The following is a 19,105-nucleotide window of genomic DNA, read 5'->3' as shown; positions in this document are numbered from 1 at the left end:
CGCGCGCCGGGCCCGGCGGGGATCAGCGCGCGGCGACGAACCCCAGGAGGTCGTGCCGCGTGAGGACCCCGACCGGGTCGCCGTCCTCGACGACGAGCAGCGCGTCGGCGTCGTGCAGCGCCGTGCGCACGGCCTCGACGCCCTCGCCCGCGCCGATGAGCGGGAAGCGGGGCTCCATGTGCTGGTCCACGCGGTCGGCGAGCGACGCGCGGCCGGAGAAGACGGCGTCGAGCAGCGCGCGCTCGCTCACCGACCCGGCCACCTCCCCGCTCTTCACGGGCGGCTCGGCGCCGACGACGGGCATCTGCGACACCCCGTACTCGCGCAGGATCTCGATGGCGTCGCGGACCGTCTCGCTCGGGTGCGTGTGCACGAGGTCGGGCAGGCGGCCGTCCTTCGCGCGCAGCACGTCGCCCGCGGTCACGCCCTCCTCGTCGGGCAGGAACCCGTAGGACCGCATCCACGCGTCGTTGAAGATCTTGGAGAGGTAGCCGCGCCCGCTGTCCGGCAGCAGGACGACGATGACGGCCCGCGCCGCCGCCTCCGGGTCCTCCTCCTCGAGCCGGCGCGCGAGCCGCAGCGTCGCCTCGACGGCCATGCCGCACGACCCGCCGACGAGCAGGCCCTCCTCGCGCGCGAGGCGCCGGGTCATCGCGAACGAGTCCGCGTCGCTGACCGGGATGACCTCGTCGGGGACCGCCGGGTCGTAGGCGGCCGGCCAGAAGTCCTCGCCCACGCCCTCGACGAGGTACGGGCGCCCGTCGCCGCCCGAGTAGACCGAGCCCGCCGGGTCCGCGCCGACGACGCGCACACGCCCGCCGTCGGAGGCCGCGCGGTCCGCGGAGACCTCCTTGAGGTAGCGGCCCGTGCCGGTGATGGTGCCGCCCGTGCCGACCCCGGCGACGAAGTGCGTCACGCGACCGTCGGTGTCGGCCCAGACCTCGGGGCCGGTGGACTCGTAGTGCGACGCCGGGCCGTTCGGGTTCGCGTACTGGTTCGGCTTCCAGGCGCCCGGGATCTCGCGGACCAGCCGGTCGGAGACCGAGTAGTAGGAGTCCGGGTGGTCGGGGGCCACGGCGGTCGGCGTGACGACGACGCGCGCGCCGTACGCGCGCAGCACGTCGCGCTTGTCCTGGCTCACCTTGTCCGGGCAGACGAAGACGCAGTCGTACCCCTTGCGCTGCGCGACGAGCGCGAGCCCGACGCCCGTGTTGCCGGACGTCGGCTCCACGATCGTGCCGCCGGGCCGGAGCTCGCCCGAGGCCTCCGCGGCCTCGACCATCTTCAGCGCGATGCGGTCCTTGACGGAGCCGCCGGGGTTCACGTACTCGACCTTGGCGAGGATCGTCGCGCTGAGGCCTGCGGTGACACGGGACAGCCGGACGAGCGGGGTACCGCCGACGAGCTCGGACACGTGCTCTGCGTATCTCATGCCCCGATCATCCCCGATCCGGCGCCGCGCGCGTGCTCGACCGGGCACCGTCCCGACCGACGCCCGGCACGAGGGTCGCTCGCGACGGGAATTCCCGTACGGTGTAGAGCGTTGAGGACGCCGACATCCCCGACCGAGAGGTGACCCGTGCCCGAGCCCACGACCGCCGCCACCCGTCCCGCGTCCCCCGCAGCGGCCTCCGCGCCGCCCGCGCTCCCCCCGCTGCCCGACGTCGTCGCCCAGGCCGAGCGCCTCGTCGCGCTCGGCGTCCACGACATCGCCGTTCTCACCGCGGACGCGTTCCGCGCCGCCGCGGCCGACCTCGCGGCGACCGCCCCCGCGGGCGCGCTGCTCGTCGTCGACCCGGCGCTCGCGCCGCCGTCGGCGCTGGCTCCCCTGCTGCGGCTCCCGGCGAAGGACGGCGAGAAGGAGGGTTTCGTCGTCGTCGACATGACGGACGTGGACCGCTTCACGCCGATCGAGGGGATCGTCGTCCCGCCGGGGCCGCTCTCGCTCGTCACGGACGTCGACCGCGGCGACGACCTGGCGAGCTGGTCCCCGGACGAGGCGCTGCCGGAGCTCACGGCGCGCGGCCGGACGCCGCTCCTGCTGCACGAGGGGATCCACTGGGCGCTCCAGGCGCCGGACGTCCTCGCGCGCAACCACTGCTACATGACGGTCGGCTCACGGCTGCGCAAGCCCGACGGCCGCCTCGACACCCGCACCCCCGCGCTGTGGATCTCGAACGGCACCGGACGCGACGGGCGCGAGCGCCGCGGCGCCCCGAAGGTCGGCTGGTGCTGGGCCGGGAACCGCCACACGTGGCTCGGCTTCGCCTCGGCCACCGGCCGCCTCCCCGCCTGACCCCCGCTGAGTGCGGGAGAGAGTCGCGGCGGAGACGCCCGACCGCGGCTCTTTCCCGCACTCACGGGGTGGGGCCGTCAGCCGACGAGACCCAGGATCGCGACGAGGACCACGACGACGCCGAGCACGACGACGAGCAGCGGGCGGTCGGAGGCCTCGGGCGCCACGAGCCGGCCGAGACCCGCGCCGACCGCGGCGGTGACCCCGACGACGGCGGCCGCACCCGCGACGAGCGCACCGCCACCGCCAGCGCCGGCGTCGGCGAGCTGCCGGGCGATCCCGCCCGCGAGCAACGACCCCCAGAGCGCTCCGGCCACGAGTCCGAGCGCCGCGAACACGAGCGCGGCCCGGCGCTCCGTGGCGTCGCGCGTGATCCGGGTGCCGAGCCAGGCGACGGCGGCGCCCGCCGTCGGGACGCTGAGCAGGATGAGGAGCGCCGCGAACGACAGCCACGCAGGCGGCGCGCCCGAGACGACCATGTACAGGACCTGGACGCCGAGCATCGCGGCCGCCGCGACGACGAGCCCGGCCAGAAACACCGGCACCCGCGGCGGGAGGTCCGCCGCGGGTGCCGGTTCACGGGTGCTGCGCGCCACCGTCAGTCGCTGCTCTGCAGGATCGCGAAGAGGCGCAGGAACTCGAGGTAGAGCCAGATCAGCGTGACCATGAGGCCGAACGCGGCCGACCACGCGAACTTGGCGGGGACGCCGGCCTCGACGCCACGCTTGATCGAGTCGAAGTCGACGATGAGCGACGCGGCGGCCAGGCCGACCGCGATGAGCCCGACGACGATGCCGATCGTGCCGCCGCGCATGCCCCAGCCGTCGAGGACGCCGAAGAGCACGAGGACCACGTTGACGAGCGAGAACGCGAGGTACCCGACCATCGCGATGAGCAGCCAGCGCGTGAACTTCGGGGTGACACGCACCTTGCCGGAGCGGAACAGGAACAGCGCGGCCGCGAACGTCGCGACGGTCGCGAGGACCGCCTGGAAGACGATGTCCGTGAGGTTCCCGCCGTTGCCGACGGTCATGGTGCCGAACGCGAGGCTGATGCCACCGAGGAACAGGCCCTGGGCCACGGTGTACGCGATGATCAGGGCCGGGCTCGGGTTCCGCTTGAACGCGTTGACCAGGCCGAGCACCAGGCCGGCGATCGCACCCAGCAGGTAGAGGAACGGCATCTGCGGCGTGAGGTACCACGACGCCGCCCCGACGACGACGAGCAGCGCGAGCAGGCCGCCCGTCTTCATGATCACGTCGTCGTACGTGAGGCGCTTGGTGTCCGCCGTGGTCGCCGACGGCGCGCTGTACATCGCGTCGAGCTGCGCCGCGTCCGCGGTCTGGGCGCCGTACGCACCCCACTGCGCGCCCTGCGGGGGCGTGCCGTACGCGGGGCCCTGGCCCTGTGCGGGCGGGCTCCCGTAGGCGGGTGCGGCCTGCGTGGCCGCCCCACCGCGCCGGTTCTTCGGCTCGCCGAAGACCGCGCTGTTGTTGAAGACGGGGTTGCTCATGAGCTCCTCCTGGTCGCGGCGTCCACTACCTCTCAGCGGGCCTCGTCATCGGCGTCTCGCCTCGAGTCGGGTGTCGCTGGCCTGTGTTCATCCTAGGGAACGTGCGAGTCCCGGCCACTGTTCCCGCGGGTTTTCCCGAGCCTCGCGGGCGAAGTCCCGACCAGCGGACCACGCGCCGGGACGTCGCGTACGCCGCGCGGCGTACACACTCCGGGTCACGACGGCGGCAAGATACGTCGCAAGGTGGCTGCCCGGCGCCGAGCCCGTCCGTAGGCTCGAGACGTACCTCGCGGTGAGGGGCCCGGCCGGACCGGAGCGACCTTCCCGCGGTGCACCAGGACCATCCCGGACGAACGACCCTCGGAGGGGCGAAGTCATGATCGAAGCACGCGGCCTGACCAAGAGGTACGGGCCCAAGACCGCGGTGGACGGCATCTCGTTCACCGTGCGTCCCGGGACCGTGACCGGCTTCCTGGGCCCCAACGGCGCGGGCAAGTCCACGACCATGCGCATGATCATGGGCCTGGACCGCCCCACCGCCGGGACCGTCACCGTCAACGGGCGCCCCTACGCCCAGCACCGCTCACCGCTGACCGAGGTCGGCGCGCTGCTGGACGCCAAGGCCGTGCACACCGGCCGCTCGGCCTACAACCACCTGCTCGCGATGGCCGCCACGCACGGCATCCCGACCAAGCGCGTGGACGAGGTCATCGAGATGACCGGCCTGCAGCCGGTCGCGAAGAAGCGCGTGGGCGGCTTCTCCCTCGGCATGGGCCAGCGCCTGGGCATCGCGTCCGCGCTGCTGGGCGACCCCAAGACCCTCATCCTGGACGAGCCGGTCAACGGCCTGGACCCCGAGGGCGTGCTGTGGGTGCGCAACCTCGCGCGCTACCTCGCCTCCGAGGGCCGCACCGTCTTCCTGTCGAGCCACCTCATGAGCGAGGTCGCCCTCACCGCCGACCACATCATCGTCATCGGCAAGGGCCGCATCATCGCGGACGCCCCGGTGAGCGACATCGTCAACGGCTCGCAGCAGCGCACCGTGCGCGTGCGCACCCCGCACGCCACGCAGCTCGCCGAGCTCCTCACGAGCGACGGCGCGACCGTCACGAGCGACGAGCCGAGCCTGCTCGTCGTCACGGGCGCGGACGCCCCCGGGATCGGCGAGCTCGCCGCGGCCAAGGGGTTCGTGCTGCACGAGCTCACGCCGGTCACGTCCACGCTCGAGGACGCCTACATGGCCCTCACGGCGGACGCGGTCGAGTACCAGACCGACTCCGCGCAGAACCACATCGGCCACGGTGCCGCGGGCGCGACCGCGGGCGCACCGGCCCCCACCGACTCCCTCGAAGGAGCGCAGCGATGAGCGCCACGACCCTCGCCACCGGCGCCGGCCCGACGGCGTCCCGCACCTCCCCCTACCGCCTCTCGTTCGGCCACGTGCTGCGCTCGGAGTGGATCAAGTTCCGCACCCTGCGCTCCACCTGGTGGACGCTCGGCATCACCGTCGTCGTCATGGTGGGCTTCTCGCTCATGTTCGCGGCCGTCATGTCCTCCATGCAGTCCGCGGGCGCCACGCCCGAGGAGGCCGGCATGGGGTCCGCCGACGGGGTGGGCATCACCGTGATCACCGTCGGCTACACGTTCGCGCAGCTCGCCGTGGCCGTGCTCGGGGCGCTCACCGTGACGGGCGAGTACTCGACCGGCATGATCCGCTCCACGCTCTCCGCCGTGCCGAGCCGTCTCCCCGCGCTCGCGGCGAAGATGATCGTCGTCGGCGTGGTGACCGCGGTGACGACCGTCGTGGCCGTCGGGCTGTCGTGGCTCGTGACGTACCCGATCCTGTCGGGCAAGGACATGACCGTCGACTTCTCGTCCGCGGACGACCAGCGCGCGCTGATCGGCGTCGTGCTCTACCTCACGACCGTCGCGCTCTTCTCCGTCGCGGTCGGCGTGCTGCTCCGCAGCTCCGCGGGGGCGATCTTCACGCTCGTCGCCGTGTTCTTCGTCCTGTCGATGGTCCTCGGGATCGTCATGGGCGTGACCGGTGCCGACTGGGTCCAGACGCTCTACAACTCCCTGCCCGCGTCCGCCGGCGAGCAGATCGTGCTCGGCGGCAACATGTCGGGCAGCGACACGATCGCGCCGTGGCCCGGCTACGCCGTGCTCCTCGGCTGGACCGCCGCGCTGGTCGCCGCGGCCGCGGTCGTCCTCAAGCGCCGGGACGCGTGACCACCCGGCCCACCACCCCGCCGACGCCGGACGAGCAGACCGCTCGTCCGGCGTCGGCCGTGGCGCGCCCGGAGCCGGTGGAGCCCGCCGCCCCGGGGAACCCGGGCTCGTCGACCCACCCCCTGCGCCCCGCGCCCGCTCCCTTCACCGAGCTCGACGCGCGTCGGCTCGGCCCCGTCCGCCGGTACTTCGCGCGGCACCCGGTCGTCATGGACTGGGTCGTCGTGGCCGTCTTCGTCGTGCCCGGCGTGCTGTACGCGCTCACCGCGTCTCAGCCCCGTGGGACGACGGCGCTCTCGCTCGTGTTCTTCCTCGTCGGCGGCGTGCTCCTGTACTGGCGCCGCCGTCGGCCCGTGACGATCGCGCTCGCGCTCACCGCCGTCGGGGTCGTCGCCATCGGCGTCACCGGCGACACGGCCGGGTTCGAGGTCGCGGCCATGTTCGCCGTCTACGCCGTCGCGGCGTCGCGGCCCTCCCGCATCGCGTGGCCCGTGCTCGCGATCGCCGTCCTCGCGCTCTCCGGCGCGACCCTGCTCTGGTACGACGTCGTCACCACCCCGGAAGGGGAGGTCCTGCGCCAGAGCGTCGAGCCCGGCCGCGCGACCGTCGACCGCATCGTCGGCATCCTCGTGACCACCATCCTCTGCCTCGTCGCGCTCGCGATCGGCACGAACGTGCGCGCGCGCCGCCAGCACGTGTCCGACCTCGTCGAGCGCGCCAACTCCATCGCGCGCGACCGCGACCAGCAGGCGCAGCTCGCCGCCGCCGCCGAGCGCGCGCGCATCGCGCGCGAGATGCACGACGTCGTCGCGCACTCCCTCACCGTGATGGTCGCCCTCGCGGACGGCGCCAAGGCGTCGGGCGCCAAGAACCCCGAGCTCGCGGGCCACGCGCTCGACGAGCTCACCGCGACCGGCCGCGCCGCGCTCGCCGACATGCGGCGCGTCCTCGGCGTCCTGCGCGAGCCGGGCGGCGAACAGACCGTGCCCCTCGCGCCCGCGCACGAGACGCCCGAGCTCGAGGAGATCGTCGAGCGGTTCCGCACCGCCGGGCTGCCCGTCCGGCTCGTGCGCTCCGGCCCGCAGCCGACGCCCGGCCCCGCCCTGCGCCAGACCGCGCACCGCATCGTCCAGGAGGCCCTGACGAACGTGCTGCGCTACGCGCCCCTGTCCCCCGTGGTCCTCGTCGAGGTGTCGCGCCGCGCCGAGCCCGGCGCCGACTGGCTGGAGCTGCGCGTCGTCAACCAGGCGGGCCGTCGTCCCGGGGAGGGCGCGAGCGCCGACGAGCGCGGGCTCCCGCCGTCCGTCGCGGAGCAGCACCCGCCCGGCGTCCCCGTCGGCACGGGGCGCGGGATCATCGGGATGCGGGAGAGGGCCGCGGTGTACGGCGGTACCGTGTCCGCGGGGCCGAGCGGGACGGGCTGGGAGGTGCGGGCGAGCCTGCGCCTCGACCTCGACCCCGGCCGCCAGGCCGGCGCACGCGACGACGGACGGGAACGCACATGACGGGAACGGGGGCACCGATCCGGGTGCTGCTCGTCGACGACCAGGCCCTGCTGCGCATGGGCTTCCGCATGATCCTCGCCGCCGAGGACGACATCGAGGTCGTCGGCGAGGCCGGGGACGGCGAGACGGGCGTCGCGCAGGCGTCCGCGCTCGCGCCGGACGTCGTGCTCATGGACGTGCGCATGCCCGGCACGAACGGCATCGAGGCGACGGAGCGGATCGTCGCCGCCCAGCCCGGGTCGCGCGTCATCATCCTCACGACGTTCGACCTCGACGAGTACGCGTTCGCCGCCCTGCGCGCCGGGGCGAGCGGCTTCCTCCTCAAGGACGCCAAGCCCGGCGAGCTCGTCGGGGCGATCCGCGCCGTCGCGAGCGGCGACGCCGCCGTCTCCCCGCGCATCACGCGCCGCATGCTCGAGATGTTCTCCGGCCAGCTCCCGCAGGACGGCGCCGCCGCCCCGGCCCAGGCGCCGACCGGCCGGGACGACCCGCGCCTCGCCGACCTCACCGCGCGCGAGCTCGAGGTCTTCGAGGCCCTCGGTGAAGGGCTGACGAACGCCGAGATCGCCGAGCGCTTCGTGCTCTCGGAGGCGACGGTCAAGACCCATGTCGGGCGCGTCCTCGGCAAGCTCGGCCTGCGCGACCGCGTCCAGGCCGTGGTGCTCGCCTACGAGACGGGCGTCGCCCGCCCCTCCTGACTCTCCCGCCCCCCGCCGAACAGGTGCTCGGCCCGCCGGGATCGCCTGGTCGGCGAGGGTCCGGCGGGTCCGGCGGGCCGGGGACGGTGGGGCGGTTCAGGCGTTCGCCGTCGTCTCCTCGGCAGCGGCGGCCTTGTCGGCCTCGGCCTGGGCCGCGGCCTCTTCCTTGGCCGCCTTCCTCGCGGCGCGCTTCTCGCCGCGGCGCTCGGCGAGCGTGTAGAGCACCGGGACGACGACGAGGGTAAGCAGCGTCGAGCTCAGCAGGCCGCCGATGACGACGAGCGCGAGCGGCTGGGAGATGAACGCGCCGCCGCCCGTGATCCCGACGGCCATGGGCGTGAGCGCGAAGATCGTCGCGGCCGCGGTCATGACGATGGGGCGCAGCCGCTTGCGCGACCCCTCCATGACGGCGTCGTCGAGCGCCCGTCCGCGCTCGCGGTACTGGTTGATGAGGTCGATGAGCACGATCGCGTTCGACACCACGATGCCGACGAGCATGAGCAGGCCGATGAGGGCCGGCACGCCCAGCGGCGTCCCCGTGGCGAGCAGCAGGAGCAGTGCGCCCGTCGCGGCGAACGGGATCGACACGAGCAGGATGAACGGCTGCAGGAGGCTGCGGAACGTCGCGACCATGACGAGGTAGACGATGAGGATCGCGACGAGCAGCGCGAGCCCGAGGTCGGCGAAGGCGTCGGCCTGGTCGGCGGCCACGCCCCCGACCTCGACCGTCGCGCCGCCCTCGAGCTCGAGGCCGTCGATCGCGGTCGTCAGCTCGGTGGTCAGCGCGCCGAGGTCCTGCCCCGCGGGGGTGACGGCGATCGTCGCGCTGCGCTCGCCGTCGACGCGCGTGATCGAGGTGGGGACCTCGACCTCGGCGACCTCGGCGACCTGCGTGAGCGGCACGGGGCCCGCGGCGGTGGGCAGCACGACCTGCTCGAGCTCGGCGACCGTCGCCGGCGCCTCGCCCGCGACCACGCGCACCTGCACCGGGCCGTCGCCGAGGTTCACCGTGCCGACCGGAGCCGGGGACATGGCCCCCGCGACCGTCCCGGCGACCTGCGTCTCCGTGAGCCCGACGGCGGCCGCCGCCTCACGGCCGACCGTCACCTGGACGGTGGCCTGGGCGGCGGCGAGGTTGTTCGTCACCTGCGCGGCGCCGTCGGTCCCCTCCGCGAGCTCCTGCACCTCGGCGGCGGCCGCGGCGAGGGTGTCGGTGTCGGGCGCGCGGACCACGAGGTCGACCGTGGAGCTGCCGAACGCGGCGTCGGCGCCCGCGACCTCGATGCCCTCGCTCGCGTCCCCACCCAGCCCGGAGACGGCGTCGCGCACGTCCTCCTGGGCCGCGACGGCGTCGGCGTCCGCGTCGAGCGTGACGGCGAACGTCGCCGTCGGGGACCCGCCGCCGCCGAAGAACGCGGCCTCCGGGCCGCCAGCGGTGCCGACGGTCGTCTGGACCGTGGCGACGCCGTCGACGTCGAGGAGCGCCTGCTCGACGTCGCGCGCGGCAGCGTCCTGCGCGTCGAGCGACGTGCCCGGCGCGAACGACTCGGTGACGGTGAGCGTGTCCTGGCCGGTGTCGCCGAGGAAGTTGGTCTCGAGCCGCGGCACGAGCGCGAGCGTCCCGGCGAGGATCGCGACCGACACGCCGAGCGTGATCGCGGGGTGGCGCAGGGCCCCCCGCAGCGTCGGGAGGTACGCGCGCTGCCACAGCCCGCGACGCTCCTTGGCCTCCGCGGCGGCGCGGGCGCGCTCGCCCGCGAGGCGCGCGGCCTCCGGGTCGGCCGGGACGGGCGGCGACGTGATGAACCAGTACGCGAGGACCGGGACGATCGTCAGCGCGACGAAGAGCGAGGCCAGCATCGCGATGGCGACGGTGAGCGCGAACGGCCGGAAGAGCTCGCCGACCATGCCGCCCACGAGCGCGATCGGCAGGAACACGGCGACGGTCGCGACGGTCGAGGCGGTGATCGCGCCCGCGACCTCCTTGACCGCGCCGATGATGGCGCCGACCTTCTCCTCGCCGTACGACAGGTGCCGCTTGATGTTCTCGATGACGACGATCGAGTCGTCGACCACGCGGCCGATCGCGACCGTCATCGCCCCGAGCGTGAGGATGTTGAGCGTGTAGCCCGTGGCGTTCATGACGATGAACGTCACGAGCAGCGACAGCGGGATCGACACGGCGGAGACGAGCGTCGAGCGCAGCGACGCGAGGAACAGCAGGATCACGACGACCGCGAAGAGGAGCCCGAGCAGGCCCTCGGTCGCGAGGCCCTCGATGGACTCCTCGATGAACGGGGCCTGGTCGAACACGACCTCGACGCGCACGTCCTGGGCGTCGAGCACGCCGGAGAGGTCGTCGACCGCGTCCTGGACCGCGTGCGACACCTCGACCGTGTTGCCGGCGGGCGTCTTGGTGATGGCGACGGCGAGCGCGGGCTCGCCGTCGAGCCGGGAGAACGACGTCGCGGGCTCGGGGCCCGCGGTGACGGTCGCGACGTCGCCGAGCGCGACGGGCGGGGTGCCGGGCGCCGCGGTCGGGGAAAGGAGGGGCAGCGCGGCGAGCTCGTCGACGGTCGTGATCGCCGTGCCGACCTGCACGCTGAGGGTGCGGTCGCCCTCCGCGACGGTGCCCGCGGGCACCACGACACCGTTGTCCTGGAGGATCGTGGAGACCTGCTGCGGGCTGAGCCCGGCGACGGCGAGCGCGGCGGGGTCGAGGGCGATCGTCACCTGCTGGTCGGCGACGCCGCTCACCGCGACGCTGCGGACCCCCTCGACGTCCTCGAGCGCAGGGACGAGGCTCGACGTCACGGTGTCCGCGAGCGCCGCCTCGTCCGCGCCGCCCGACACGGCGAGCTGGATGACCGGGAGGTCGTCCACGGAGCCGGTCACGACCTGCGGCTCGACGTCCTCCGGGAGCTGGGACTGCAGCCGCGTGACGGCCGTCTGGAGCTGCGAGGCCGCGGCGTCCATGTCGGTGCCGTACGCGAACTGGACGGTCGTCACCGAGAGGCCGGTCGACGACGTCGACGTGACGTCCTCGACCCCCTTGACCCCGCGCGCGGCCGTCTCGACGGGGACGGTGACCTGCTGCTCGACGATCGCCGGGGCCGAGCCCGGGTACGCGCCGACGACGGCGGCCGTGGGGATCTGCAGGCTCGGGATGAGCTCCTGCTTGAGCGATCCCATGCTGAGGACGCCGAAGATCGCGATCGCGACGGTGGCGAGCGCGACGAGCGCGCGGTTGGCCAGCGACAGCCGGGCGAGACGGGACACGGAGCCTCCAGGGGTTCCAGGTCGGGCGGGAGACGACGTCGGCGTCGCGATTTCGTTAGCGTAACGCGAAGCATCTCGGGATGGTTCCCGCGCCCACCGATAGAGTCGGCGCCGTGACCCACCCCGCCGACGACGAGCGCGCGACGCTCGCCCGGCGCCTCGAGGACGCCCAGCGACGGCTCGCCGACCTGCTGCTCGCGCAGCGCCTCGAGCCGCTGCTCCGCACGACCCTGACGGTCCCCCAGCTCCGCGCGCTCGCCGTGCTGCAGCTGGACGGCGAGACGAGCTCGCACCGGCTCGCGGACGTGCTCGGCATCTCCCCCGCGACGCTCTCGGGGATCGTGGACCGGCTCGAGGCGGCGGGCATGGCGTCGCGCCGCCCCGACCCGCAGGACGGTCGCGTGCGCCTCGTCGCCGCCACCCCGCGCGGCGCCGCGGCGGTGCGCCGGCTCGTCGCGCAGGAGGACGAGCCCCTCACGGACCTCCTCGACCGGCTCGACGTCGCGGACCTGCGCGCGCTGACGGCCGGGATCGAGGCCCTCACGCGGGCCGCGGAGTCGGCCGCGGCCGACCCCGAGCCCGACCCGGCGACCAGCACGTCGGGCACCTCGGGCGACGGCTCGGCCGACGCCGGGACCGACCCGGAGGACTGAGGGTCCCGGGCCTCGCGGCCCGGGACCCTCCCCCGTCGGCGCCGCCGGCGGCTCAGACCTCGCCGAGCGCCTCCTCGGGCGTCCCCTCGACGGTCCGGGCCGTGCGGTTCCACCGGGACCACAGGACGCGCTCCCCGAGCTCGCCCGCCATCCGGTGCCCGTACGCCACGAACACGACGACGCCGAGCACGAGGATCCCCGCCCCGAGCCAGAACGGCGCGGTCGCGGACACCGGGTGCAGAAGCCCCGCGATGACGGGGGCGGGGGCGGCGAAGCCCCAGCGCACGAGGTTGAACGCGCCGGTGGTCACGCGGCGGTCGGGGTCGCCGAGCGCGAGCGAGAGGTCCGTGAGGTTGGCGTTCGCGATGCCCATGAACACGCCGGCGCCGACGAGCACGACGACGGACCAGGCGGTCCCGAGGTCGAGCGCGAGGAGGACGAGCGCGACGAGGACGCCCACGACGGCCACGCCCAGCGTCTGGACGGCGCCGACGCGGTGCGCGAGCCGGTGCCCGACGACGAGGATCCCGACCGCGAGCCCCACGCCCCACGCGGTGAAGACGAGACCGAGCGGCACGACGTCGAGCCCGAGGAACACGGGGGTGTACCCGAGCACGACGAAGAAGCAGAAGTTGTACGCGGCGGTGACCGCGGCGAGCGCGAGGAAGCCGGGCTTGCGGAACAGGCGGAAGACCTGGCCGACGCGCAGCGGCGCGGGCTTCTCGGCGGGGTCCTTGAGGCGCGTCACGGACACGAGCAGCGCCACGAGCATGAAGACGCCGCACACGAAGAACGGCACGCGCCACGAGATGCCGCCGAGCAGCCCGCCGAGGAGCGGCCCGACGGCGAAGCCGAGGCCGACGCACGTCTCGAAGAGCTCGACGACCCACTCGCGGTCGTTCGCCAGGGAGACCAGGAGGACCATCGCCGTCGCGAAGAACATCGCGTTGCCGAGGCCCCACAGGCCGCGGAGCGCGGCGAGCTGGCCGATGCTCGTGCTCAGCGCCGCGAGCACGGCCGCGACGGCCACCAGGCTGACGCCCGTGGCGAGGATCTTCTTGTAGCCGAAGCGCCCGGTCGCCATGACGGCGGGGATCATGCCGAGCGCCATGACGGCGATGTAGGCGGTGAAGAGGAGCTCGATCTGCCAGGTCGACGCCCCGATCTCCTCGCCGATCACGGGGAGGATCGGGTCGACGACGGCGATGCCGGCGATCGCGAAGAACGCGGTGAGGGCGGTCGCGTAGATGGCGGTGCGGTTCGGTTCGTTGCGTGTGGAGGCCACTCGGTCGCACTTCCTGGTGAGGGAGGCCGCCGCACGAGGGGCGGCGGCGGGAGAAGTACCTGTATCTAGCAGGTAACTATCTGTAGAATACACCCATGACGGTTGCTGAGGGAAACGATCAGCCGCAGGCCGAGGCGCGCGGGGACGCGACCGCCCAGGACGTGCTGGGCACGATCGAGCTCGAGGTCGCTCAGCTCCTGCGCCGCGCGGAGCGCACGCGCGCCTCCGGGAGCCCCGGGACGTCGCGCCGGGGCGGCACGCTCGACCGGTCCGGCTACCTGCTGCTCCACACGCTCGGCACCCACGGCCCGCTGCACGTCAACGCGCTCGCCGAGCGCCTCGGCCTCGACGCCTCCACCGTCACCCGCCAGGTGGTCGTGCTCGAGCGGGCCGGGCACGTGCGCCGGGCCCGGGACCCGCACGACGGCCGGGCCGTCGTCGTCGAGCCCACGGGCGCGGGGCTCGACGAGCTCGCCGCCCACCGCGCGGCGCGCACCGCGCTCTACGCGGACGTGCTCGGGGACTGGTCGCGCCTCGACCGGGCCCTCCTCGCCGAGCTCCTCGGCCGACTCAACGAGGACCTCGACGCCTACCGCCGACGCCGCGCCGACGCCTGACCCGCCGGGCGCGCCTCGCCGTCAGGCTCCGGGGAGGGCCCACCGCAGCAGCCGCGTGACCGCCTCGCCCGCGGGGTGAGCCCACCGTTGAGGCAGCCCCCGCACGCGCGGCATGCCCGCGCGCGCCCAGTCCGGCAGGGACGCCCTCGCGGCCACCGCGAGCCCCGCGTACACCCGACGCACGGCCCACGGCAGCGGCGGCTCGACGAGGAGGAACCGCGCGGCGTCGAGCGCCGCCGGGGTGAGGCCGAGCACCGGCCGATACCCGGCGACGGCGTCGTTCAGCTCGCGCACCGTGACCGGCGCGTCCTCGACGCCCAGGGCGCGGCCGACCACCGCCGCCTGCGCGACGTACTCGTCGCACCCGGCGGCGCCGAGCGGGCGGTGCCCGAACTCCTGGTGCGCCACGAGGAAGCTCTGCGTCTCGGCGACGTGGACCCAGCGCAGCAGGTCCGGGTCGCTCGCGCGGTAGGGGCGGCCGTCGGGCGCGACGCCGCGGACCCGCTCGTGGACCGCCCGGACCGCCGCCACGGCGCCGGCGGCGTCGTCGGCCGTGCCGAAGGTCGTCGTGGCGATGAAGGTCGAGGTCCGCTGGAGGCGCCCCCAGGGGTCGCCCCGGTAGCCCGAGTGCGCCGCGACCCCGGCCATCGCGAGCGGGTGCAGGCTCTGCAGGAGCAGCGCACGCAGCCCGCCGACGAACATCGACGCGTCGCCGTGCACGCGCTGGACCGCGGACCCCGGCGGGAACCAGCGCGGGCCGGGCGTCTCGTGGATGCGTGCCCGCGTCGCCGTGGCGTCCGGGCCCGCGACCCGCAGGAAGATGGCGCGCTCCGCCGCGCCGCGCACCCGCTCCGCCACCTGCGTCATGCGCTCGATGCTCGCACCTCGCGCACGCCCCCGCTCCCCGCGCGGGCCGTCCGACAGATGCCAACATCCCGCTGCAAAGAAACTCTTGCAAAGAGTCGTTTGCATCGCTATGGTCGTCGTATGCCCACCGACAGCGCACCGGCACCCGTCCCGGCCGAACGCCACCCCGCGCTCGGCCCCGCGCAGCTCAAGGCGCTCGCGCACCCGTTGCGGGTGCAGATCCTCGACCTGCTCTCGACGCACGGCGCGCTCACCGCGAGCCGCCTCGCCGACCTCGCGGGCGAGTCCAGCGGGTCGACGAGCTACCACCTGCGCCAGCTCGCGCGGCACGGCTTCGTCCGGGAGGTCGCGGGCCGCGGGACGGCGCGCGAGCGCTGGTGGGAGCGCCCGCCGGGCGGGTTCACGGTCGACGTCCCGCACGACGAGGAGGACGCCGCCGCCACGCTCGCGGGCGCGATGGTGAGCCGCGAGTTCGAGTCCGCGCGGGCGCGCAAGATCCAGGCGTTCCTCGAGCGCTCCCCCGAGCTGCCGACGCGGTGGCTCGACGGCAGCCGTCTGACGACGGCGAGCATGTGGCTCACCGCCGAGCAGATGCTCGAGGTCGCGGAGGCGTGGGACGCGTTCGACGCGACGCTCCAGCGGTTCCAGGGCCAGGAGCAGACGCCCGGCGCGCGGCCCGTGCAGATCCACTTCAACGTCTTCCCGACGATCGACGGCAAGGAGAACCCCTCATGAGCGCGTACTCCCCCACCCTGCCCCGCACGGTCGAGCCCCGTGGCACGGACCGTCTGCTCGTCCTCGTGGGCTCCGCCCTGGCCGACCTCGGCCGCCGCCGCGCGGCGGCCCGGTCCCGGGTGTCGACCACCCCGCGCGCCGCGGAGGCCGTCGTCCGCCCGGACGGTGCGTCGCTGCGCACGGCCGAGGACCGCACGCGCGACCGGGCCGCGCTGTCCCGTGCGTCCCTTCTGCCCTGATCAGGGGAATATTCCACCCTCCATGGGGACTGCTCCCCATGCCCTGAGCGACCCTGCCTCGGTTACCCTCGTCGGGGCGTTCTGCGGGCAGTCTGCGGGCACCGGAGCACCCGTTCCCCTCGTCACCGCCGCTCGGCGGGACCGGGAGGACGTGTGCCCCGCCCAGGCACAGAGGAGCACAGGTGGGTCTTCTCACGACCATCCGCGAGCATCGTCGTACCGTCGCGTCGGTGAGCACCGTGTCGGTGTTCTCGACGGCGCTGGTGGGCATGGCGCTGCTCTACGAGGGCGAGGCCACGGCGGACGTGGACCTCAACGACTCGGGCGTGTGGGTGACGAAGACGTCCGCGGGCCTGGTGGGGCGGTTCAACTACGAGTCCCAGGCGATGGACGGCACGCTCAACGCGGGCAGCGCGTCGTTCGACGTGCAGCAGGACGCGGGCCGCGTCCTCCTCGACGACCAGGGGACGAGCACGTCGTCCCCCGTGGACGTCGCCCACCTCAAGCTCACCGGGCAGATCCGCCTGCCGGCCGGGGCGCAGGTCGCCTCCGGCGGCGCGACGACCGCGATCCTCGACGGCGAGGAGGGCCTGCTGTGGGTCCTGCCGTTCGACGGCGCCACCTCGTTCGACGCCGAGAAGCTCGACCCGACGGCCGAGGTCGGCGGTGACGGCGCGCTGACGGTGTCCGAGGACGGGACGGTCTTCGTCGCGATCCCCTCGACCGGAGCGCTCTGGACGGTCGAGACCACGAGCAAGGGCGCCGTCTCCGGCGACCCGGCGTCGACGTCCCTCCCGGTCGGGAAGGGCGCCGAGGTCGAGGTGACGGCCGTCGGTGACGAGCCCGTCGTCCTCGACCGCTCCGCCTCGCAGCTCGTGCTGCCAGGCGGCCGGACCGTCGCGGTCGAGGGCGCGGAGCAGGCGCGGCTCCAGCAGCCGTCCGCCGGGTCGGGCGACGTCGTCGTCGCGACGACCGACGCGCTCGTGACCCAGCCCCTGAAGGGCGGCGACGCCCAGCGCCGCGCCGCGCAGGGCGTCCCGGCCGCCCCGGTGCGCCTCGGGTCGTGCACGTACGGGGCGTGGGCCTCGACCGGCCAGGTGATCCGCGACTGCGAGGGCACCGACCGCGACGTCGACGAGCGCCTCGAAGGGCTCGACCCCCAGACCCGCCTGGAGTACCGGGTGAACCGGCAGGTCATCGTGCTCAACGACCTGTCGGCGGGGACGTTGTGGATGGCGGCGGACGAGTACCAGAAGGTCGACGACTGGGACGTCCAGATGCCCGAGGAGGCCGAGGGCGAGGAGGCCGACGCGGAGCTGACGAACCCGGAGCAGGTGGACCAGTTCATCGCGGACCGGTCCCAGCCGAACCGGCCGCCGCAGCCGAAGGACGACGCGTTCGGGGTGCGTCCGGGGCGCACGACGATCCTGCCGGTGCTGGGCAACGACGTGGACCCGGACGGGGACGTGATGACGGCGTCGCTCGTCGGGGACTCGCCGTCGAACGCGACCGTGCAGACCATCATGGGCGGAGCCGCGCTGCAGGCCGTGGTCCCCGAGGACGCCGAGGGCACCGGCTCCTTCCGGTACTCCGTGTCCGACGGCCGCGGCGGCGTCGCCGAGGCGGGCGTCACCCTCAAGGTGTCCCCCTGGGGCGAGAACGCTCCCCCCGAGCAGACCGGTGACCCGGTCCTGCGCGTCGCCCAGGGCGGCGCCGCGACGATCAAGGTGCTGCCCTTCTTCAAGGACCCGGACGGCGACGACCTGTACCTCGCGTCGGCGGCCGCGACGGTCGCGGGCGACGACGTGCGCTCGCGCCCCGACGGCACGGTCGAGCTGCGCGACGGCGGCGGCTCGACCGGGCGCAAGATCGTGACCCTGCTCGTCTCCGACGGCGAGCTGTCCTTCGAGGGCAAGCTGCTGGTCGACGTGGTGCCCGGTCCGCAGCCGCCGGTCGCGGTGAGCGACCACGTGGTGGTGCCGGCGGGGCAGCCGGTGACGGTGGAGCCGTTGCGCAACGACACCGACCCGAACGGGGACGAGCTGCGCCTGGCGTCGGTCTCGGAGTCGGCCCCGGCGCAGATCACGCCGAACTACGACGCGGGCACGTTCACGTTCCTCTCGATGGAGCCGCGCTCCTACGACCTGACGTACCAGGTGACCGACGGCCCGAACGCGACCACGGGCCTCGTCCGGGTCGACGTCCTGCCGCCGTCCGAGGCCGAGGGCGCGCCCGTCGTCGTCACCGACACCGCGCTCCTCCCGGCGGGAGGGTCCACGCTCGTGGACGTCCTCGCGAACGACACGGACCCCGCGGGCGGCGTGCTCGTCGTGCAGTCCGTGCGCGTGCCCGCCGACGCCGGGGTGTCGGTCGCGATCCTGGCCCACCAGATGCTGCGGGTGACCGAGATCCGGCGCCTGGACGCGCCGGTGACGGTGGAGTACACCGCCTCCAACGGCACCGAGACCGCGACCGGCCAGGTGCGGATCGTGCCGGTGCCGGCGCCGACGCGGCTGCAGCCGCCGAACGCGGTCGCGGACGAGGTGACCGTGCACGCGGGGGACGTGGTGACGGTCCCGGTGCTGAAGAACGACACGCACCCGGACGGGTTGGAGCTGTTCCTGCAGCCCGAGCTGGAGCAGGACGTGGACCCGGCGCTCGGCGAGGCGTTCGTGTCGGAGGACACGCTGCGGTTCAAGGCGGGCTCGGAGGCGGGCACGGCGTACGCGATCTACCGGGTGCGGGACGCCAACGGGCAGGAGGACTCGGCCCAGGTCACGATCCGGATCCGCGACGGCGAGGACAACACCCCGCCGCAGCCGCGCGAGATCGAGGCCCGGGTGCTGTCCGGGTCCAGCGTGCGCATCGCGGTCCCGCTGGACGGCATCGACCCCGACGGCGACTCCGTCCAGGTCACCGGCATCGCCACCCCCGCGGGCAAGGGCACCGCCCGGGTCGTGGACGGGATGATCGAGTACGCGGCGTCGAAGAACGCGACCGGGGCGGACACGTTCACCTACTCCGTGCTCGACGCGCGCGGCGCCACCGCCACGGGCACGGTCAACGTCGGCATCGCCCGTCCCGCGGACACCAACCAGTCGCCGGTCGCGGTGGACGACGAGGTGACGGTGCGCCCGGGGCGCACGGTCTCGGTCGCGGCGCTGGCCAACGACACCGACCCCGACG

General features: G+C 74.4%; 16 protein-coding genes. 10 read left to right on the top strand and 6 right to left on the bottom strand.

What is annotated here, in order from left to right; translation table 11 throughout:
- Positions 1–22: 22 nt before the first annotated feature.
- Positions 23–1,432 carry a cystathionine beta-synthase gene (locus BXA05_RS14955; RefSeq protein WP_076405859.1) on the bottom strand — a complete coding sequence of 470 codons (1,410 nt, stop codon included), beginning with the start codon at positions 1,430–1,432 and terminating at the stop codon, positions 23–25.
- Between the two features lie 147 nt (positions 1,433–1,579).
- Here BXA05_RS14955 and BXA05_RS14950 point away from each other — a divergent pair, with 147 nt between their 5' ends.
- The gene (locus tag BXA05_RS14950) at positions 1,580–2,296 is read left to right on the top strand and encodes a DUF5701 family protein (RefSeq protein ID WP_076405857.1); all 717 of its coding nucleotides are present in this window, start codon (positions 1,580–1,582) and stop codon (positions 2,294–2,296) included.
- Between the two features lie 77 nt (positions 2,297–2,373).
- Here the strand turns inward: BXA05_RS14950 and BXA05_RS14945 are convergent, their stop codons facing one another.
- Complete coding sequence (locus BXA05_RS14945) at positions 2,374–2,841, bottom strand: hypothetical protein (RefSeq protein WP_143317313.1); 468 nt, start codon at positions 2,839–2,841, stop codon at positions 2,374–2,376.
- 53 nt (positions 2,842–2,894) lie between these two features.
- Entirely contained in the window at positions 2,895–3,809 is a 915-nt protein-coding gene (locus BXA05_RS14940; protein WP_021482325.1) for a Bax inhibitor-1/YccA family protein, read from the bottom strand.
- A gap of 376 nt (positions 3,810–4,185) precedes the next feature.
- Between BXA05_RS14940 and BXA05_RS14935 the strand changes: the two genes are divergently transcribed.
- The 4 genes from BXA05_RS14935 to BXA05_RS14920 are packed head-to-tail and all read left to right on the top strand — an operon-like array spanning position 4,186 to position 8,244.
- The gene (locus tag BXA05_RS14935; RefSeq protein ID WP_076405853.1) at positions 4,186–5,175 is read left to right on the top strand and encodes an ABC transporter ATP-binding protein; all 990 of its coding nucleotides are present in this window, start codon (positions 4,186–4,188) and stop codon (positions 5,173–5,175) included.
- Positions 5,172–6,041 (top strand): ABC transporter permease subunit, encoded by an 870-nt coding sequence (locus BXA05_RS14930; protein ID WP_021482323.1) that lies wholly within the window; start codon positions 5,172–5,174, stop codon positions 6,039–6,041. Before BXA05_RS14935 ends, BXA05_RS14930 begins: the two co-directional genes overlap by 4 nt.
- A complete protein-coding gene (locus BXA05_RS14925) occupies positions 6,038–7,546 on the top strand; it encodes a sensor histidine kinase (RefSeq protein WP_083711923.1) in 1,509 nt (502 codons plus the stop codon). The genes BXA05_RS14930 and BXA05_RS14925 overlap by 4 nt, the downstream gene beginning before the upstream one ends.
- Positions 7,543–8,244 (top strand): response regulator, encoded by a 702-nt coding sequence (locus BXA05_RS14920; protein ID WP_021483142.1) that lies wholly within the window; start codon positions 7,543–7,545, stop codon positions 8,242–8,244. The genes BXA05_RS14925 and BXA05_RS14920 overlap by 4 nt, the downstream gene beginning before the upstream one ends.
- Positions 8,245–8,340: 96 nt before the next feature.
- Here the strand turns inward: BXA05_RS14920 and BXA05_RS14915 are convergent, their stop codons facing one another.
- Positions 8,341–11,523, bottom strand: a complete 3,183-nt coding sequence (locus tag BXA05_RS14915) for an efflux RND transporter permease subunit (protein ID WP_076405851.1) — start codon at positions 11,521–11,523, stop codon at positions 8,341–8,343.
- 113 nt (positions 11,524–11,636) lie between these two features.
- On the opposite strand from BXA05_RS14915, the gene BXA05_RS14910 reads away from it, so the two are divergent.
- The gene (locus BXA05_RS14910) at positions 11,637–12,176 is read left to right on the top strand and encodes a MarR family winged helix-turn-helix transcriptional regulator (RefSeq protein ID WP_076405849.1); all 540 of its coding nucleotides are present in this window, start codon (positions 11,637–11,639) and stop codon (positions 12,174–12,176) included.
- Between the two features lie 52 nt (positions 12,177–12,228).
- Here the strand turns inward: BXA05_RS14910 and BXA05_RS14905 are convergent, their stop codons facing one another.
- Positions 12,229–13,461, bottom strand: coding sequence for an MFS transporter (locus BXA05_RS14905; protein WP_051028020.1), 1,233 nt, complete (start codon positions 13,459–13,461; stop codon positions 12,229–12,231).
- A gap of 95 nt (positions 13,462–13,556) precedes the next feature.
- Here BXA05_RS14905 and BXA05_RS14900 point away from each other — a divergent pair, with 95 nt between their 5' ends.
- Positions 13,557–14,078, top strand: coding sequence for a MarR family winged helix-turn-helix transcriptional regulator (locus BXA05_RS14900; RefSeq protein WP_061269420.1), 522 nt, complete (start codon positions 13,557–13,559; stop codon positions 14,076–14,078).
- 21 nt (positions 14,079–14,099) lie between these two features.
- Here BXA05_RS14900 and BXA05_RS14895 read toward each other — a convergent pair whose 3' ends face one another.
- Positions 14,100–14,945 carry an oxygenase MpaB family protein gene (locus tag BXA05_RS14895; protein WP_076405847.1) on the bottom strand — a complete coding sequence of 282 codons (846 nt, stop codon included), beginning with the start codon at positions 14,943–14,945 and terminating at the stop codon, positions 14,100–14,102.
- A 120-nt stretch (positions 14,946–15,065) separates the two neighbouring features.
- Here BXA05_RS14895 and BXA05_RS14890 point away from each other — a divergent pair, with 120 nt between their 5' ends.
- From BXA05_RS14890 to BXA05_RS14880, 3 genes are all read left to right on the top strand, one after another.
- Positions 15,066–15,680 carry an ArsR/SmtB family transcription factor gene (locus BXA05_RS14890; protein WP_076405845.1) on the top strand — a complete coding sequence of 205 codons (615 nt, stop codon included), beginning with the start codon at positions 15,066–15,068 and terminating at the stop codon, positions 15,678–15,680.
- On the top strand, positions 15,677–15,919 hold the full coding sequence (locus BXA05_RS14885) for a hypothetical protein (protein WP_076405843.1): 243 nt from the start codon (positions 15,677–15,679) through the stop codon (positions 15,917–15,919). The genes BXA05_RS14890 and BXA05_RS14885 overlap by 4 nt, the downstream gene beginning before the upstream one ends.
- 182 nt (positions 15,920–16,101) lie before the next feature.
- Positions 16,102–19,105 (top strand): Ig-like domain-containing protein (locus BXA05_RS14880; protein WP_244550483.1); only part of this gene is annotated, 3,004 nt, incomplete at its 3' end.

The organism is Cellulosimicrobium funkei, assembly GCF_900155925.1.
Taxonomy (GTDB): domain Bacteria; phylum Actinomycetota; class Actinomycetes; order Actinomycetales; family Cellulomonadaceae; genus Cellulosimicrobium; species Cellulosimicrobium funkei.
Note: the sequence above shows the minus strand (reverse complement) of the source record. Positions and strands in the feature narration are given on the sequence as shown.

Excerpts from the sequence above, each read along its gene's own strand:
- BXA05_RS14955 (WP_076405859.1), bottom strand. The coding sequence starts at position 1,432 with ATGAGATACGCAGAGCACGTGTCCGAGCTCGTCGGCGGTACCCCGCTC.
- BXA05_RS14940 (WP_021482325.1), bottom strand. The coding sequence starts at position 3,809 with ATGAGCAACCCCGTCTTCAACAACAGCGCGGTCTTCGGCGAGCCGAAG.
- BXA05_RS14935 (WP_076405853.1), top strand. The coding sequence starts at position 4,186 with ATGATCGAAGCACGCGGCCTGACCAAGAGGTACGGGCCCAAGACCGCG.
- BXA05_RS14930 (WP_021482323.1), top strand. The coding sequence starts at position 5,172 with ATGAGCGCCACGACCCTCGCCACCGGCGCCGGCCCGACGGCGTCCCGC.
- BXA05_RS14920 (WP_021483142.1), top strand. The coding sequence starts at position 7,543 with ATGACGGGAACGGGGGCACCGATCCGGGTGCTGCTCGTCGACGACCAG.
- BXA05_RS14900 (WP_061269420.1), top strand. The coding sequence starts at position 13,557 with ATGACGGTTGCTGAGGGAAACGATCAGCCGCAGGCCGAGGCGCGCGGG.
- BXA05_RS14895 (WP_076405847.1), bottom strand. The coding sequence starts at position 14,945 with ATGACGCAGGTGGCGGAGCGGGTGCGCGGCGCGGCGGAGCGCGCCATC.
- BXA05_RS14890 (WP_076405845.1), top strand. The coding sequence starts at position 15,066 with ATGCCCACCGACAGCGCACCGGCACCCGTCCCGGCCGAACGCCACCCC.
- BXA05_RS14885 (WP_076405843.1), top strand. The coding sequence starts at position 15,677 with ATGAGCGCGTACTCCCCCACCCTGCCCCGCACGGTCGAGCCCCGTGGC.